Source organism: Rhizobium sp. 2MFCol3.1, assembly GCF_000377565.1.
Lineage (GTDB): Bacteria > Pseudomonadota > Alphaproteobacteria > Rhizobiales > Rhizobiaceae > Rhizobium.
Genome location: NZ_KB898354.1, coordinates 180,308 through 194,231, shown reverse-complemented (window position 1 = coordinate 194,231; position 13,924 = coordinate 180,308). Strand labels below are relative to the sequence as shown.

General features: G+C 55.6%; 13 protein-coding genes. All 13 read right to left on the bottom strand.

Features of this window, described 5'->3' with window-relative positions:
• Window positions 1-1,041 carry a phage tail protein gene (locus tag D460_RS34430; protein WP_018897175.1) on the bottom strand — a complete coding sequence of 347 codons (1,041 nt, stop codon included), beginning with the start codon at window positions 1,039-1,041 and terminating at the stop codon, window positions 1-3.
• A 186-nt stretch (window positions 1,042-1,227) separates the two neighbouring features.
• Entirely contained in the window at window positions 1,228-3,351 is a 2,124-nt protein-coding gene (locus D460_RS0103780; protein WP_018897174.1) for a hypothetical protein, read from the bottom strand.
• A complete protein-coding gene (locus D460_RS32550) occupies window positions 3,351-4,169 on the bottom strand; it encodes a M15 family metallopeptidase (RefSeq protein WP_018897173.1) in 819 nt (272 codons plus the stop codon). The genes D460_RS0103780 and D460_RS32550 overlap by 1 nt, the downstream gene beginning before the upstream one ends.
• A 67-nt stretch (window positions 4,170-4,236) precedes the next feature.
• Window positions 4,237-6,072 carry a hypothetical protein gene (locus tag D460_RS0103770; protein ID WP_155947669.1) on the bottom strand — a complete coding sequence of 612 codons (1,836 nt, stop codon included), beginning with the start codon at window positions 6,070-6,072 and terminating at the stop codon, window positions 4,237-4,239.
• A complete protein-coding gene (locus D460_RS0103760; RefSeq protein WP_081619844.1) occupies window positions 6,072-7,385 on the bottom strand; it encodes a tail fiber domain-containing protein in 1,314 nt (437 codons plus the stop codon). Before D460_RS0103760 ends, D460_RS0103770 begins: the two co-directional genes overlap by 1 nt.
• A gap of 2 nt (window positions 7,386-7,387) precedes the next feature.
• Window positions 7,388-7,780 (bottom strand): hypothetical protein, encoded by a 393-nt coding sequence (locus D460_RS0103755; RefSeq protein ID WP_018897169.1) that lies wholly within the window; start codon window positions 7,778-7,780, stop codon window positions 7,388-7,390.
• Window positions 7,780-9,114 carry a hypothetical protein gene (locus D460_RS34425; protein WP_018897168.1) on the bottom strand — a complete coding sequence of 445 codons (1,335 nt, stop codon included), beginning with the start codon at window positions 9,112-9,114 and terminating at the stop codon, window positions 7,780-7,782. Before D460_RS34425 ends, D460_RS0103755 begins: the two co-directional genes overlap by 1 nt.
• A 24-nt stretch (window positions 9,115-9,138) precedes the next feature.
• The gene (locus tag D460_RS0103745) at window positions 9,139-10,662 is read right to left on the bottom strand and encodes a hypothetical protein (RefSeq protein ID WP_081619843.1); all 1,524 of its coding nucleotides are present in this window, start codon (window positions 10,660-10,662) and stop codon (window positions 9,139-9,141) included.
• Window positions 10,656-11,234 carry a hypothetical protein gene (locus D460_RS34420; protein WP_018897166.1) on the bottom strand — a complete coding sequence of 193 codons (579 nt, stop codon included), beginning with the start codon at window positions 11,232-11,234 and terminating at the stop codon, window positions 10,656-10,658. Before D460_RS34420 ends, D460_RS0103745 begins: the two co-directional genes overlap by 7 nt.
• A complete protein-coding gene (locus D460_RS34415) occupies window positions 11,234-11,596 on the bottom strand; it encodes a hypothetical protein (RefSeq protein ID WP_018897165.1) in 363 nt (120 codons plus the stop codon). Before D460_RS34415 ends, D460_RS34420 begins: the two co-directional genes overlap by 1 nt.
• A gap of 72 nt (window positions 11,597-11,668) precedes the next feature.
• The gene (locus D460_RS0103730; RefSeq protein WP_018897164.1) at window positions 11,669-12,601 is read right to left on the bottom strand and encodes a DUF5309 domain-containing protein; all 933 of its coding nucleotides are present in this window, start codon (window positions 12,599-12,601) and stop codon (window positions 11,669-11,671) included.
• Window positions 12,602-12,614: 13 nt separating this feature from the next.
• A complete protein-coding gene (locus D460_RS0103725; protein ID WP_018897163.1) occupies window positions 12,615-13,610 on the bottom strand; it encodes a hypothetical protein in 996 nt (331 codons plus the stop codon).
• 54 nt (window positions 13,611-13,664) lie between these two features.
• The gene (locus tag D460_RS0103720) at window positions 13,665-13,922 is read right to left on the bottom strand and encodes a hypothetical protein (RefSeq protein WP_018897162.1); all 258 of its coding nucleotides are present in this window, start codon (window positions 13,920-13,922) and stop codon (window positions 13,665-13,667) included.
• Window positions 13,923-13,924: the final 2 nt, after the last annotated feature.

Sequence of the window (13,924 nt, the reverse complement as noted above, 5' to 3'; positions counted from 1 at the left end):
TCAGTATTTGATGCAAGCAAGGAGCGCGATGTTACGTGGACGCGCTTCTGTGCCGCCGTTGTTCTGGATCGAAATGTTCGTACCAGCAGCGTAGATGCCGATACCAGTACCTGCTGCGGACGTTGAACCGACTTGGCCGAAACCGCCGCCAGTCGTTCCCTGACCACCACCACCACCAGTGTATACCATAAAATTGTAGCCCTGCGCTCCATGCACGTGACCCGGATCATATACACTATGGGCATGGCCCGGATCGGTGATTGCGTGGTTGTGAGCAAGGTTTTGCGAAGCCTGTGCCGAACCGAATACACGGGAAATGTCTACACCACGACCACTGTCGAAGCCACGAATGAACTCGCCTCGGAGATCAGGAACATTGAACGTCGTTGAACCGTCACCGATGCCGTATGTTGTTCCGATCGCTGCGAACAGACGAGCGTATGTTGTACGAGACTTGGCTGAGCCATCAGCCGCGAAGTAGCCCGTCGGAGCGGCATTTGCGGCTGTGTGAATAACAGTTCCAGCCGGGACAATCGCATCGAGAACGGCCTGTAGGCCGGTGATCGTCGCTACGTCCTGTGTGCCGGTGTGATTTGCACGAGCCTGATACCAAGCACCTTCCTGACCATCCAGCTTATCGCTGTCGAGACCAGACCCAGCGCCATCATTATCAACGTTGAACACTGGCTTGCCGCCAATGGTCATACCAGTCGTAGCCGTTACGGTACCAAACGAGGCATTTGCAGTCGAGTTGACGATGCGGAATTTGCTGCCGTCGTATGTTGCCGTGAACACCATACCCGCGACGAGATCGCCAGCCTTGAGAGCCGAGCCATCGTTTTGCACGATGTCGCGAGAACCGAGACCGTTGATGTTGAGGGTTGCTGCGCCTGTGTTCGTCGCGTTGACGAAGAAAGAGAAGAATTCGCCCTTCTCATATGCAAGCGGGCCGACATCGTACGTTAGCGAATACGCATTGGCCGAATTTGTGAGAAGGCCCATTGCGTTGATGCGGTCGAAGGATCGAACCTGCGCACCCATACCAGCGCGGATGACTGCCGGGACCGCACTAGGTGCAGAGCCGGTCGAGATGCCGTTAGGGCTTGGACTTGTGTTCTGGGAATCGCTCTCGTTCCATCGAGGATCTGTGTAGTCTACCATTTTTCACCACTTTATTATTTTTGTTATTGGGTGCGTCTCCCCGCCTTTTGACGGTGGAGCAGTCTGTTATTTCGAGTAGCCAATCTCCCTCAGATACTCATTGATCGCGACTGCGGTTGCGTTGTCACCAACACTTCCGGCCATTGCTGCGAGACGTTCGACGTGCTTCTGCAAGCCGCCTTTTTGCATCTGCGCAGCTGGTACTTGAGCAAGCCAATTGACGGTGCGAGGGTCGGTCAGCATTTTGACCTGCCACTTTTTGTAGCCGTAGCCCGCTGCCTTCGCGCCCTGCGCAACAGCAAAGCCCTGCGGACCAGCAAGCACGGAACCGATAATCGTGGACTTGTCGAACGGGTTGAGCGCAGCTAGCGCACCAGCCGCCTTGTTCGTGTTCGAATGATTGTCGAGACGACGATAGCCCTTCATGTTGTCCGCGATGCGGGCTAGACGGTCCAAGTCCTCACGATACTGACGACGAGCCGTGCCTTCGAACATCGCGTTCTTGGCTTCGTCGGAAATCTTAGCCCAGCCGCGAAGCATCGTTGTCGGACTGAAATTGCCGGAAGCATCAATGCCCATGCGCTCGACTGTCGAGCCTGTCAGCGTGTTCCACAGGTCAGCACCACCTTCGCTGCGCTCGATCTGACGACGCACGGCATTCAAGCGCGTACCGCCCTTGTTAGCCTGTGCAAGTACCCAATCCGCCGCTTGTTCCGGGGTCTGTGCCTTCAAGATCGGATCGATTGCGCTCTTCGAATTGAAGACACTGCCGGTCTCGTTTGCGCGACGAGTTGCATTGTTGGCCTTTCGCCAAGCCTGAAACGCATCTGGATTTGCAGCCTTCGCGGTTGCTTCCATGTCCTTCGAGATTGCATCGTAAAGACCTTGAGCGCGTGCCTTCATTGTAGCATCGAGTTCAGGGCTGTTTGCGATGCGACCGATGTTCGTGCGGGCTTCCTTCAACGTCATGAAGTTCACGCCGCTTCCGATATCGTCGGAAACCGCACCGGCCTGTCTGAGAAGCGCGTCGTATTCGGCACCCTTGTTCAATGCATTCGAATTGGAAAGACCAGCACGCTCAGCGGCCAAGCCTTCTGCAAACTGACGAGTTGCGTTGCCCTGTGCTGGTGCATCACCTGTCAGAGTGCCGACGCGATCCCAGAGAGCATCGTGATTTTCTTTGATGCCGCGCTTTGCCGCTGCTGCCTGATCCTTCAACGCCTGACCGAGTTCCTGACGGCTCATCGTCTGCGGAGTGATATCACCGACGATACGACCGGCTTCACCATCCATCGCACTGAACGCCTGCTCGATACGATCTTGGATTGGCTTACCAGCGCGTTGTGCTGCTAGCGCCTGTTCCTTCACGGCAGTTTCAGCAGAACCGTTGACCATGCCAGCTGTCGGCTCTGCGCCGATTGCACGCATATCAGCCGCACGTTGACCAGCAAGCGCAGCGTCATCAGCACGACCAGCTACAAAGCCCTTCGGACCAGCGCTGAATGCATCACCGATGCCGCGAGCAGCCTTCTTGACTAGCGGAGCCGCCGCAACGCCTAGACCTTCACCCGCTGCATTTAGGCCGAATGTCTTCGCAGCATCCCATGCCTGTTCGCCACCAGTACGCGTGTCCTCGTTGCCGAACAGGTAGTTCAAGCCACGCTGCGTTGCCTCACGGCCAACCGTCGCACCAGCGCCAGCGCCGAGCATACCACCAGCAACAGCACCCGCTGCTGTACCAGCAACAGGAACAACACTGCCCGAAGTACCACCAGCGATACCGCCGCCGATAGCTCCACCGACAGCACCAACGCCCTCACCGATTTCCGGCAGGATACTTGCGATGTCGCCACCACTCGGCATCCAACCCGGCTGATTGTAAATCATCGTCTTGCCGGTCTGAGGATCGGTCATGATGAAGTTATCGCCATCATAGGGCTGCGCATCTGGATAAGTCTTTCGAACTGCCGCTAGACGATCCTCTGGCTTATCGAGCGCACCGACTTGAGCGCGGACGATTGCAGGGGCTTCCAGTTTCGGATCGATGTCAGCGGACGAAAGCATACGAGCCTGCGGCGCGTTCTGCTCTAGGATCGGGTCGTTTTCCCAAGGGGCATTGCCACCGGCTGGCTCAACGATTGGATCATTTTCCCACGGCATAGCCTCACGAGTTGTCTTTTGATCGGCCATTATGCTCTCCCTCTGCTAAACATCGACATCACTTCCCACGGCTTGAACGTCTGCTTTGGCTGCATCTGTTGCGCGGTCTGGATTTCGATTGGCTGGCTGCGAAGGAGACCGCCTTGAGGCGTGCTGTCCGGCTGTTGCGGTTGCTGCATTGCCAACTGCGAGAACGCTAGCAGTCCGCCGAGGTTCTTGTTTCCCGTAAGCCCAGGAACGTCTATGCCTAGCAAACCCTTCGAGGTGTCCGCTGGTGCAGCTGGCGCTGCGGCTGCTGTCTCTGGCGTTCCTGTGGACCCTGTGACTGCTGGGGGCGTGTAGCCTGCGGGCGCGTTGCCACCCGCTGCTAGCACTTCGGCAACCGGGTCGATCTGCTTGCCCTGAACCTGCGCCATCATCGTTTGCGGATCGCTTGCGCCACCGCCGGTATATTCGAAGTGCATGGCATCTGGACGCTTCCAAGTGCCGCCCCACTCCAAACCCCACTTCTTGGCGAGTTCACCGACGTTCGAAGGAAGATCGGTTTTGACAGCATCGCCGGGATTCATTCGGGGATTGGTAGCTGCGTTCAAATCCAGCGCAGTGCCGAAAGCGTGCTGGCTGAGTTTGTCGCCGCCGCGAATGTTGCGGTAGTTAAAGCCGCCGCTCGATTGAAGCGGATAGCCAGTTGCGGCTAGATCACCGAGAAAGCCGTTGAACGCTTGCTCAGCAGGCTTGTAGACCTGCCAGCGTTGCCCTTTTACGGGTTCGATCCATGTCAGGTTTTGTGCCTGCCAATCTGCGGAAGCGGGGTTGCCTAGACGGTCAACCGTTGCCCAATTTGCCAATATTCACCTCGTCCCCTTTTTCGGGGCTTCTTGTCGCGACCTCTTTTGGGTCGGTTGTTTCTCGTAGTTATCGCTTCGTGCGTGTTTTGCCCTGTGGATCGATGTAGACGGTTCCCGGTGCCAACTTCTGGAAGTCTTCAACACCACTAATGCGAGGAATTGCCGGTGCAGCTGGTGCAGTCGGAGCGCCATCAGCGCCCGCTAGTTCCTCAGGTGTCAGCGGGTTCAAACCATAGTTTACCGGGTGACGAGCCGGGCCATTGCCGGGACCGTGCACGAGGTCCATCCACATGTTGCGGAAGTTGTTTAGGTTGCGGATAAACTCAGGACGGCTCTGAGACTGCTCAAGTGTCGCGAACGACGCTTGGATCATCTTCTGCTCGCTGTCCGAAGGCGAACCCATACCAGCGCCAGTCGGGCTTTCATCGCGCATCTTCTGCAATGTCGTGAGCGACGCATTCGCCTTCAAAGTCTCAAGCGCAGCGCGGACGTTGTTGGACGCTGTTCCGCCAACTTCGTTCAACATGCCACCGAAGAAGCCAGTCGTCGGAAGTACGCGCTCGCCATCAACACGGAGAACGTTGTTGAAAGCAGTATCAACGGCATCAGACGAAACCTGTGCGTGATCCGACTTCGTGTCCTTGGCCTTTGCAGCCTGATCCGCCTTCACAGCATCCGGCGAACCCGGAATTGCTTCCATGTACGCGCCGTTCGGGCTTTCAACTAGGCGATAACCCGGTGGAATTGTGCCGTACTTGTTGCCATCGTTGACGTTGACCTGAGTTGCGCCCGCACGCTTCTGCGATGTTTGGTATTCTTCCATACCAAGCGGAGGCAGACCCTTTGCGGCACGTTCGGTGTTGATCTGGTTGAGTTCCTTCTGCTCGTTCGTCCACGCATTGCGCTGACCCAACGACGTTCCGGTTGCCTCGGCCTGCTTGAGAGCGCTTGCGCCTTCATTGAAGCCCGGTGCTGCGCTGTACTTCTGACCATCCCAGACAAGACCCTGTTTTGCAGCTTCGTTGTCCAAGTTGTTCATCTGCGCGAAGATCGGACGGGCGTTCTCGCCGTCACCGATTGCCATCAAGCCGTTGTATTGAGCCTGATACGTTGCACGCTGACGGTTGATCTGGCCTGCTAGATCGTTGCCAGTTGGGGCAGCGGGTGCAGCACTGGCAGTAGTAGGAGCAGCGGTAGCGCCAGTGTTGCTACCTCCGTTAAAACCTAGACCGCCTCCGAACAGACGTGCGCGAGCCTCGGCCTGACGCTGTTCAAGTGCCATCTTCTGTGCATCAGCTGCATTGGCTACACCGAAACGCTGCGTCTGTGCGGCCTTGTAAGCGCGATCAGTGTTGCCGTCCTTATAGCCTTCGTAGCCAGCGATACCGGACATACCGCCTTGCGCGATGTCCTGGCCTACAGAATGCGGCTTGTCAGAAGGACCACCAGCAGCCATCAAGCCCATCGAACCCGCAAGTAGACCACGCATTGCTGCCTGCTTGCTGTCCTCATCCTTGAAGTTGAGAAGACCACCGAAAGCGGTCGGTCCAGCCTTGCCGTCGTTCCAGCCGAGTGCACGACCAACGCCGCCAAGCATACCGCCCATGCCGGGTGCATCTGGGAACTGACCTGTCAGACCCGGAGCCGATGGAGCATTTGGATTTGCAAAACTCGCATACTGACCAGCATTCGGCGGAAGCGAACCAGTTGTCGTCGGATCAACCGGGGGCGTTGCTGGTGCAGCCTGAGGACCCGGAGCAACAGGAGTTGCCGGTGTCGCCGGGGCCACTGGTGTAGGGGTCATTGGCATCTGACCATCAGGACCAACGTTCGGCATCGCACCGCCCATCTGTCCCGGCAGGCCCTGTAGAGCCTTCATGATTTCATCGAAATTACTGAACATTATGCTGCTTCTCCAATTAGTGCGCGGGCGTCGATACGCTTAAATCCGTCGATCTCACGAACCGCGTGCGGACGAGTAATTTCGACTTCTTGTGCCATTGGGCCTTCGTAGACTTGGCCGGATGGGTCGTTTTTGTAGGTGAATTCGTAGATGCGGGTGCCGTTGAGCATGTAGCCGGTGAACTTGATGTTCTCCTTGGCGCGAATGTCGCAAAGCATACCGAAGATGGACGCGAGCGAACCGAGAGCGCCTAGACCAGTGGAAAGGCCATTGGAGTAAACCGGCTTCGTTGTCGTCTGCGTGTTGTAACCACCGCCGTTGAGGACGTTGACGAAGTTCGCCGCGTTGTTGATGTCCTTGTTCTGGTTGTAATTCCACTTGTCGATGTCGGCCTGCAACTTGGTGTCCGCATATGCGTCCTGCTGCGCACCGACTTGAGCCAACTGGTTTGCATCGAGATAATCGTTGCCGCGCTGATCGCCTGCCATACCAGCGCCCTGCAACTGCGTCTGCGCCTGACCCTGCTGACCAGCCATGAGGCCGGATGCAGCCTGATTTCGACTGTCCTGCTGACCCTGTAGAATACCAGCGAGCGAGTTGTTCGCGCCGATCTGCGTTTGAGCATTGCTGTTGTAAATGTCGCCAATGCTCTTCGAGGCGTCTAGCTGGTTCTGTCGTTCGGTAGCGTAGTTTGCGCCGTAGATGTTCTGCGCGTTCTTCGCCATCGCATCAGCGGCAGTCTGTTCCGCTGTATTGCGGACGCTCGCATATGCGCCGGAGCCGTTACGACCGCCCTTCGCAAATGCGCTGTCGATGCCCGGTGCAATATTGTTGTTGAAGTCAGAAACGACAGCAGCGTTCGCGTTCTTCACCATCTGGTCAAGATACGGATTGCTGTTGAGGTAATCGCCGTTCGCCGTGCCCTGCAACAATGCCGTCGCTGGGTTGTCCTTGCCCGCGAGAATGTCCGACAATGACTGAGCATTGCCAGCCGCACCGTTGGTGTAGGTCGTGCCGTCCTTCAACGTGTTTGCACCAGCCGGATCAAATGCCGCGCCGGTCGTCACACCATTAACGGCGTTCTGGCCGTTCTTGATGATCTGCGAGCCGTTGCCAGCGGTGTTAATGATCTGCTGTTGCGCAGCTTTTGTCGCGTCGGACTGATCAATGACCGTCGAACCCGGATAGTACGCGGGTTGGCCGTTCTTGATTGCCTGATCGATGGTCGCGTACTGCTGTTCCAAGTACGGCTGAGCACCGGCCCACGGCGTAGTCTCATTCTTTGTGGTCGTCTCTTTTGGTGTACTGGCCATTTTTAAAATTCCTTAAACATGACGATGGATGAAAATTCGAAGCCGTGGGGCGCAAGCACGCGCTCCCAGCCCTTGCGACCGAAAAGCACGAATGCCTCACAGCCGTTGGCCTTGGCCCAGGTCGAAATGACCTCTTGCCCCTCGCCTAAAATTTCGGAGAGATCGCCAGCTACGAGATAGAGGATGCAAACGGGGCGATTGTCCCACTGCATGTTCTGCGTGATCGCCGCGCTACGCTCGCCGGTCCACAACAGGTACTTTCGTTCTGTCAGGCCATCGAGAACGCCGCGCTCGTCGCCATTTGTGGAATGCGCAAGCGCGTCAAGCAGCCAGCCACGAACACGCGGATACTCGGTGCGCAAATCCTCAATCGATGTGATCTGTCTAATAGCCATCAGTACCCATAAAAAACCGCGTAATACTCGACGCCTGTCTGACACCAGCCAGCACCAGCAGCAGTAATTCTGCATTGCAATCGATGATGAGTTGTCGTCGGTGCTGTATTGCTCGCGACCAACGACGCATTCGAATATGTCGTGTTGAAAAAGAACATGTTCGGAACGGCTCGCATGTGGCCGACGAACGTGAGGTCTAGGAAGACGTTCGCGCTTGCTGCGCCATAGCCGGAAATCAAAACGTTCTGAAAAAACTGATAGTGGCGCAGCAACTCAGCTAGCTCGACACCAACACCCTTCGGGAAGAATGGATCAGGCACGTCTGTTGCATCGCCTTCAACGATACTGACATGAGCGATATCAAAGGTGCCGCTTTGCTGACCAAGGCTTGCAGTGCGGGAATTGAAGTTCGATCCGGCGTCGAACCAGATATTGAAGTCCAATGAATCCTGATAGTTCGCGTCGAGCGTCTTGCCCGCGATACTCGGAATGTTGATGACGGCCTGACACTTCTGCCAGCTTGTCGAAAGTGTAAACTTCTGTGCGCCAATGCCTGTTACAGCAGCGCTAGCCGTGCCATTGCCGAAAAATTGCACGAACTCGATTGCGATCGGACGCGCTGCATCGGCCTTTGCATAGAAGGTGACAGTTGCGGTTTTGCCTGCAAGCGTGCGGGCGTTTTCCATTGGCTGACGCGAGAACACGCGATTGCCAGCACCCGCGACACTGGTGACAACTGTGCGGAGGAACGTGTCATCAAAACCGGGAACCGCAGTTTGGCCGGAAGTGAACGTCTGCTTGGAGACAACTTTGGTCGAACCGAAATGGCCGTTGTACCAGCGGTCAGCACTACCGAAGTCGTCGTTGGTCTGACCGTTGCTGATGCGCCAGAAATAGAAGTTGCCGTTGTAGATGTAGTTGAACGGCACATACTGTTTGCGATTGTCCCATGTGGTCTGCGCAAGCGCACCAATTGTGGAACGCGCTGTAGCTGCGTCTGTGTCATCGAGGAGCGTCTTCGCAAATGGAGAGACGCCCAAACTTGTGAGGGCAGTGCTAGCGCTGGCAGCTGTAGCAAGCGCAACGCCGGTAGCTGTAAAGCCGAGCGTAGAAAGCGCCGTAGGGCTGTCAGGATCGTCCAGCAGCGTTTTTGCAAAGTCGGACATACCAAGCGCTGTTTGTGCTGCGCCCACGTTTGCTGAGGTAAGGACGGTCTCCATGTACGGAGATATTGTTGGGCCGGAACCACCACCCGCAGAAGCAACGGCATCGACCAGCTGATCGGTCAACACCTTCACGTCGCGTGGTGTGTGATTTTGCTTTAGTTTCAGCATCTTCCGCCGTCTCCTTTGGGATATTTAGCGGAAACCGGCCGGAACAGCGTCGTACTGGAAACTCTGCGCTTGGGTGAAATTGCCGGTCAGTGTCAGGCGAACGCGATGGAAACGGCCCTGCTGACGGACATTGCACCAGCCGCTTTCATTCGGAGCTGCCATCTGGCTCCATGTGACATCACCATGAGAGAGCAGACGAGAACCGACACGAGCGACGACATTGCCGAAGCCTTCAACAATCGGACGAATGCGGGTGACGACCGTGCGGTCGCCCTTCGCATTTGGGTTCAGCTGTTGCAGCGACTGCATTAGCAACTGCTCATTGCTCTCAATCGTGCCTGTCTGGTTGTCTCCAGTGAAAAGCCACTGAGCGCCACTAATCGACATGCCAGCGAGCGAGCTATTGCCGCCTGCCCACGTTGGAGAGTCGAAGGGAGCCGGTAGGTCTTCGATAGTGCCGAACTGATCAAGCTGCGCGATGGTCCAAGGAAGCGAAACTGTCGTGTAGATGAAATCGACTTCGCTGGTCGCCTCAGTGAATTCACCGAGCGCATAATTGTAGATGAGCATCTTGTCGGGCGTGCCGTCGATACCGTCGATGCTCGAATAGCACCAGTAGATGAGTTTCTTCGCCGGATCAGCCGCAACACTCATGTAGGAATATTGCGATGTGTTCACGCTGCGCAGGAAGTAGTTGTCGACCTTGCCTTCACCGATACGCTTGAGCGACGTGGAGCCGTCGTACATGTAGAAGCCGTCATCGGATAGGAAGTATGTGATACCCTCAACGGTGATGAGGCTTTCAGGAACAGCGCAGCCTTTGCCGGGAATTATTTCGTCAAACTGCCAAATCAGCGGAGTGCCGTAGTAGGTCATTTTCACGATGGAGTTCTTCATGAAAATGGTCACGTCTTCGCCACCGACGATGCCCTGAATGACACCGGAACCGCCGTTGATGTCCTGAAAGTCTGCCTGTGTGGTCAGGGAGAAATCCCAACTCTGAGGCTGATCGAGACCGGACCAACGCACGCGATAAGGAACGTCGCCGTCGAATGGGTCGTTGGTGTTCGCCACGATGATAAAGCCGCGAGACGTTGTAACGTAGCGGGCTTTCACGAGTGTCGTCAGGTCATCGAAATGCAAGTCCTCGTTCATGTCGATGTACTGAGGCGGATTGACGAAGTTTGTGCCGACTGCCCAGCTTCCGTACTTCGTGAAATTCCACTTCTCAGTGCCAGTCGTGTACGGACTCGATGTGCGGGAAATGTCCTGCCATTGCAGATCGGAAGGGTTCACCTTGAACAAGCCTTCTTCGCAACCCGCGTAGACCTTACCGTTACCAGCAGTGTCCTGACCGGAGATCGCACCGAGTGGGCGAGAAGGCAGCGTGCTATCCGAGAACAACTTCGTGCGCTTCATGGGCTCATAGGCGATAGCGCCGTTCGTTGCTCCGATTGCAGGGAGAACGTTGCGGGCTACAGTGACGCCGGTATTGTTGAATGCAGGGCGATCAGGACGCCATGGGCCGAGGACGCTATCAATTACCAAGATGGCAACTCCTCAATAATGGTGTTGCCGTAGACAGCTGCGCGGTTGTGGTCGCGGACAACTGCGCTGAGTGCATCCGATGTCAGGTCTTTTTCGCCCTGTTCGGCAGCTGCGTCTTTCAGCCAGTGATAAGCCTGCGCAAGCGATGCGCGAAGGTAGACGGTCGGGAAGTATGTGAGCAGCCAGTTTGTCGTGTTGGTCGCGGAGAGCGACGGCAAACGCTGGTAGTAATAGAGGTCGAACTGATAGTCCTCAGTCGGCACAGGTCGAATTTCCAGCGTCGTGCCGGTCAGGACGTAGCCGAGTGTCGAAGGGTCAGTGTTCTGAAAACTGAGAGGACGAGGACGCTTGCCGTTTACGAGGATCGCACGCGCTTCCTGAAAATCCTCTGGCAGCGACGGCGATGTTCCGCCTGGCACTGTTTGAGTGAGTTTCTTTTCCATACGGTAGTGCTTGAGCAGCGGGCGCAACGCCTCTTCTGCCAGCATCACGCATAGATCACCGGGCGCACCAGCACCAACGGTGTAGCTGTCGATTGCGGAGATCAGGTCGGAATAACTTTGAATGGCCATTAGATCACCAGCCCGTTCGTGCGGAACTTGCTGTGATCGCCATCATTCAGGAGGCGAGCCATTTTGACCGGATCGTCTAGGTAGCCTTTGCGCTTCCAGTCCTGATAGACACCGAGGGGAATGCTCGCCACGCGAACCATTTCACCGAGTTTGCCGGTCTTGCTGAATTCATTGGCCTCGGCAACATTCGCGTCGAGCAGCGAACCGAAGTCCTTCCAGACTGTGGTTTCCAAACATGTCTCGCCTTCCTTGGTCCAGAAGACTGTCTTGTTCTCGTCTTCGTAAACCGGAATGGTTGTGCCATCTGGAATGATATCTGCGCGGGTAAGTCCGAGGGGATTTAGGGCGTTGTACGCATCCATAGTTCGCCTTTTTGTTATTGTTTTTATTGGCGATATGAAAAGGGCCAGCACTTGGCTGGCCCTTCGTCAGTCTTAGTTCACGTCAGCGATCTTGCCGTTACCAGCCTCGTTCTTGCACTCAAGTGTGAGTTCTGTGACGAGCATCTTCTTGTCGCTGTCGCCTGTCTTCGCGAGGTCGATCTTCTTGAGCGGACGCAGAGTAGCAACTGCCCAAAGAGAAGGATCGAACGCAATAACAGTTGTCGCGCTCATGAACTGGTGTGGGATGATCTGGTGCTTACCGAAGTCGGAAACGTAGTAGTCTACGCCCTGATAGATCGTCTTCGAGTTCGCGTCCTGATACTTCGTACCATTGCCAGCGAATGTCGAAATCTTCTGCTTCAACTTGCCCGGTGCGATAACCAAAGTAGGATCGCCGCCCTGAGTCCAGACGTTCTGAACCATGTCGTTGAACATTGCTTCTGTGAGGCCGCGAGCAGTACCGTTCACAACCGCGCCAACTGCACCAGCTGTGTAACCAGCTGTCGAGCCGCTTGCTCCGTGGGAAATGTTGGTCTTGATCCATGCTTCTGCGCCGCCGAGTTTACCAGCTGTGGAGCCGGAACCGAATACAGCAGCGTTGGACGAAACCAGCGCGGATTCAATGTCGCGGTTGAGTTCTGCACCAACCTTAGCAACCTGACGAGCATACTCGTCCTTCGTGCCAGCTGTGTTCACAGCCTGCAAAGTAGCCGAAACCTGAACGTACTTGACGAAGTTCTGGGTCGTGTTCGAAATCTTCGTTGGTGGAACGAGAGTACCGAATACAGCGTCAGCGCCTTCAATGGCAGCGTTGTCCTTGTTAGCCGCAGCTAGATCGTCCTTGAGGAACTGGTGGTTAGTAGCGGATGCCTTTGTCGAACCGATTTCAGTCTTGAACGGTGTCTTCTCTGGCGAGATGCGGGAGATTACGTCTCCGAGGTCTTCGCGAATGTTGGTCGCGTTATTTGTAATCAAAGTGGGCATTTTTGCCTTCTCCTTATAGTAGATGCTTGAGAACGTCGGCCGCAGCTGCCTGCGAACCAGTACGCTTGAGGGCGCTCATCTTTCGTTCAACGACGCTTTGCGAGGAGTTCGAACGTGCCGGGGAAGAACCGGGCGTGGTCAACGGTGGTTTCGCGTCAACAACCTTGACTGCCTTTGCCTTCTGGGCCTGTAGCTGATCGAACTGCATGGCCTTGAAGGCGATGCTGAAAAGTACAGGGTTCGTCTCACGGCCAATTGCTTCCGCTGGAATACCCGCGTTTACGAGGTAGTCACCGAGAGCCTTGGCCTTGCCTGTTTCCGGCTTGGCTAGTTCGGGATGCATTTCCCACAAACGCTTCTGACCTTCGGCCAAATCGCGCTGCAATTGTGCTTCCTGAATCTGAGCCTGCTGCTGTTCAACAAGCGCTCGCTCTTGTCGGAGGCGTCCGATTTGAGCATGAATTCCAGCCCACTTTTCCTTTTGAGCTACGTACTCGGCAGGATCATCCGTTGCGAGTTGCGCCCAATTCGGCTCTTGTGGGAGGTACATTGCAATGTCGCGTTCCATGTTCTGGAACCACTGCAATGATTGATCGCGAATAGAATTGACCTGAACGTCTACACCCTTGCGGGCTTCGGCTAGTTCCTGTGTCTTTCGCGTATAATCAGCGTAGCGAAGGTTAGCCTCTTTCCACTGCTTGCCGGTGATTGTCTCGCCGTCGATTTCGAACACGAGGTCATCAGCAATCTTGATTGGGGCTGCTTCGGCTGTCGCCGCTTCATCCTCTTCCGCATCTACAGTTTCGTCCGAGTCCTCTAGGGATTGTTCGTCAGAAAGTTCGATCTCGTCGTCAGATGGTGTTGAAACCTCATCGGTTTCGTTCTCAACATCACTAGGTTCGTCGGTTGTAGCAATATCGAGATTGCTGTCGAGAAGGCTAGAAATGTGGCTCGCAGCGTCGTTCTGCGAAAGGCCAATTCCGTTATCGGAGTTGCTGGCATCTGTCATTTGGTTGCTCCAAATTTGTGTTTTTATTGTCCTTATTTAGCTGGACACGTAATTTTATTGCGCCGTTGATGCGGCCTGCATAATATTCTCATCACCCAACCGCTCTTTCATTTTTGCAATGAAGCGCTGAGCAACGTGGAGCTCGTAGCGGGTCGATCTACGGCCCTCGTCGTCAGTGAGCGGGCTTTCGACCAGCTCCTTCACGAGATCGTCCATGATTTCGGCCCAAGTTTCCTTCCACGCGGGGTTGTTCAAAAGTTCCTTCGCCTGCGCACTGCGTTGGATTTTCTGCGCCTCTGTGTATGTCTGCATGT

Coding starts and splice junctions, on each gene's coding strand:
- D460_RS34430 (WP_018897175.1), bottom strand. CDS start 1,041: ATGGGTGCGCAGGTTCGATCCTTCGACCGCATCAACGCAATGGGCCTT.
- D460_RS0103780 (WP_018897174.1), bottom strand. CDS start 3,351: ATGGCCGATCAAAAGACAACTCGTGAGGCTATGCCGTGGGAAAATGAT.
- D460_RS0103770 (WP_155947669.1), bottom strand. CDS start 6,072: ATGTTCAGTAATTTCGATGAAATCATGAAGGCTCTACAGGGCCTGCCG.
- D460_RS0103760 (WP_081619844.1), bottom strand. CDS start 7,385: ATGGCCAGTACACCAAAAGAGACGACCACAAAGAATGAGACTACGCCG.
- D460_RS0103755 (WP_018897169.1), bottom strand. CDS start 7,780: ATGGCTATTAGACAGATCACATCGATTGAGGATTTGCGCACCGAGTAT.
- D460_RS34425 (WP_018897168.1), bottom strand. CDS start 9,114: ATGCTGAAACTAAAGCAAAATCACACACCACGCGACGTGAAGGTGTTG.
- D460_RS34420 (WP_018897166.1), bottom strand. CDS start 11,234: ATGGCCATTCAAAGTTATTCCGACCTGATCTCCGCAATCGACAGCTAC.
- D460_RS34415 (WP_018897165.1), bottom strand. CDS start 11,596: ATGGATGCGTACAACGCCCTAAATCCCCTCGGACTTACCCGCGCAGAT.
- D460_RS0103730 (WP_018897164.1), bottom strand. CDS start 12,601: ATGCCCACTTTGATTACAAATAACGCGACCAACATTCGCGAAGACCTC.
- D460_RS0103725 (WP_018897163.1), bottom strand. CDS start 13,610: ATGACAGATGCCAGCAACTCCGATAACGGAATTGGCCTTTCGCAGAAC.
- D460_RS0103720 (WP_018897162.1), bottom strand. CDS start 13,922: ATGCAGACATACACAGAGGCGCAGAAAATCCAACGCAGTGCGCAGGCG.